Below are 2497 nucleotides of genomic sequence, written 5' to 3' on the forward strand. Positions count from 1 at the left end.
GATCAGGAGGTGGTCGTTGAACGAAAAAGGGCACGCCGGCACGTCGCCTTGGGGATGCCGCGACCATGTGTCACCGGAAGACGGGTTCGGTGATGAGGCCGTGCCAAGCGCTATCATGAGACGTGCGCATCGGGAAAAGCTGCGGCTCTGCGACGCGCTCGAGAAATTGGCCGACGCCCTGCCGAACGTCGACCGTCTACAATGCGTCGGCGTGGCCAACACCATCGTTCCACTGCTGCGAGAGATCCATCGCTACGAGGAGACGGTCGTCTTCCCGGCCTATGAGGCGGCTCTCACCCTGGCCGAGTCCAAGCTGGCGTGCACCAACCGGTTGCGCGCGGAGCATCTCGAGGATGAATGCTACGCGGACGAGTTGACCGAGGCGCTTCTGGCGATCGGCCATGGCGACAGGATCGACAATGCTGAGGCCGTCGGTTTCATGCTGCGTGGCTTCTTCGAAAGCGTGCGCCGCCACATCGCGTTCGAACGCGAGCACATTCTGCCGAGGATCGGATTTAGCGGCCTCTAGCGTCCCTGGACTGAGGCATCGCCAACCGAGTCGGCCGCGCGTTTCAGTCGCCGCAGCGCTGTTCCAGTCGGCTCATGTTTTCCACCGTGACATGCCTGTTGTTCTCGATCCGGATCACGCCGTCGGTTCGCAATCTCGTAAGCTGGCGGCTCACAGTCTCGATCGTCAGTCCGAGGAAATCGGCGATGTCGGCGCGCGTCAGCGGCAGGTCGAAGCTCGCCGACTTCACCGTGGGATCGACGGCCGGATCGATGTTCCGTGCAATCATCAGAAGGAAGCTGGCGACCTTCTCCGCCGCGGTCTTGCGTCCCAGCGTCACCATCCAGCCGCGTGCTTCGTCAAGCTCGTTCAGCGCCTGCCTGAGCAGGCGATGTTCCAGCTCGGGCGAGTCCCTCATCATCCGCTCGATCACGGTTCTTGGAAAGGAGCACAGCGACACCTCTGTCGCGGCCTCGGCGTTGATCGCACTTTCGGTCTTGAAAGGCCTTCCGAGAAAATCCGGCGCGAACTGAAGACCGACGATCTGCTGCCGGCCGTCGGAAAGGCTTCTCGTCAGCTTGACCACTCCCGAAAGCACGTTGGCATAGCTTTCAATCACTTCGGCATCGCCGACCAGCTCGACGCCGGGTGAAACGCTTCGCCTCGACGAAGTCTTGGCCAACTCGATCAACTGGTCAGCGTCGAGCGCGCCGCACACGCCGCGATGACGCGCTTCGCAGGATTGGCAAAGCACAGGGATGCCGGCGCTGTGGATATCCTGTCTGATCGTCATTGCGTTGCCTGAAGTCATCACCCGAAGTCCGGGACACGCACAGGATATCACCGTCGCTTCGCAACATGTTGCGGCAGTTTGTCCACGCCGCCGGCGGCTTGATCAGGATCAAGGTCCAGCGCGGTGGAGCGGCTAGTTTGCCGGCCATGCAACAGACAGCCGCCAACCACTCGCGCCCCGCTCTCACAGCCAAGCTGGCAGAGAACGTGCCGCGCTACACGAGCTACCCGACCGCGCCGCATTTTCATTCAGCGGTCGACGCCACAACGGTACGCGGGTGGATCAATGCCATCGCAGCCGGCGACGAGATATCGCTCTACCTGCACATTCCGTATTGCGACAGGCTGTGCTGGTTCTGTGCCTGCCACACCAAGCAGACACGCCATTATGCGCCGGTCGCGACTTTCCTTCGCTCGCTGCATCGTGAGATCGGGACGATAGCCGGCCTGGTGAGCGGCAAGGGCAGGGTTCGTGCCGTTCACTTCGGCGGCGGCTCCCCGACCATGCTGAAGCCCGCAGACATCCTGGCGCTTGGAAAAGCATTGCGCGATCAATTCGATTTTCTCGACAACGCCAGCCTCAGCGTCGAGATCGACCCGAACGACATGGATGAAGGCCGCCTGGATGCGTTCGCCGCGATCGGCATGACGAGGGCGAGTCTTGGCGTTCAGGACTTCGATCCGAAGGTGCAGAAGGCGATCAACCGCGAACAAAGCTTCGAGCTGACGCGCGATGTGATCGAAGGCATCCGCCAGCGCGGCATAGATTCCGTCAATCTCGACCTGCTCTACGGATTGCCGCACCAGACGCTGGAAAGCGTCGCCTCCACCGTGACCCAGGCGCTGACACTGCATCCGGACCGAATTGCACTGTTCGGCTACGCGCACGTGCCCTGGTTCAAGAAGCATCAGACGATGATCGACGAGGCCTGGCTGCCCGATTCCGAGGCACGTCTGGCGCAATCGCAGCTCGCCTCGCGGATGATCGTGGATGCCGGCTACGAGGCCTTGGGTCTCGATCATTTCGCCAAGCCGGCCGATTCACTCGCGGTCTCGGCGCGCGCCGGCACGATACGCCGCAATTTCCAGGGTTATACCGAGGATGGGTGCGATACTCTCATCGGCCTTGGCCCTTCGGCGATCAGCCGGTACCGCCAGGGTTACGCCCAGAACATTGTTGCGACCGGAGAGTATGAG

General features: G+C 62.0%; 3 protein-coding genes. 2 read left to right on the forward strand and 1 reads right to left on the reverse strand.

Annotation, left to right across the window (positions count from 1 at the left end):
• Position 1: 1 nt before the first annotated feature.
• Entirely contained in the window at positions 2 to 529 is a 528-nt protein-coding gene (locus EOA75_RS31785; RefSeq protein WP_245466801.1) for a hemerythrin domain-containing protein, read from the forward strand.
• A gap of 43 nt (positions 530 to 572) precedes the next feature.
• Here EOA75_RS31785 and EOA75_RS31790 read toward each other — a convergent pair whose 3' ends face one another.
• Positions 573 to 1301 (reverse strand): Crp/Fnr family transcriptional regulator, encoded by a 729-nt coding sequence (locus tag EOA75_RS31790; protein ID WP_127326064.1) that lies wholly within the window; start codon positions 1299 to 1301, stop codon positions 573 to 575.
• A 146-nt stretch (positions 1302 to 1447) separates the two neighbouring features.
• Between EOA75_RS31790 and hemN the strand changes: the two genes are divergently transcribed.
• Positions 1448 to 2497, forward strand: a 1050-nt coding sequence (hemN, locus tag EOA75_RS31795; protein WP_127326065.1) for an oxygen-independent coproporphyrinogen III oxidase, incomplete at its 3' end; no start/stop codon positions are given.

Source organism: Mesorhizobium sp. M1A.F.Ca.IN.022.07.1.1, from assembly GCF_003997575.1.
Taxonomy (GTDB): Bacteria; Pseudomonadota; Alphaproteobacteria; order Rhizobiales; family Rhizobiaceae; genus Mesorhizobium.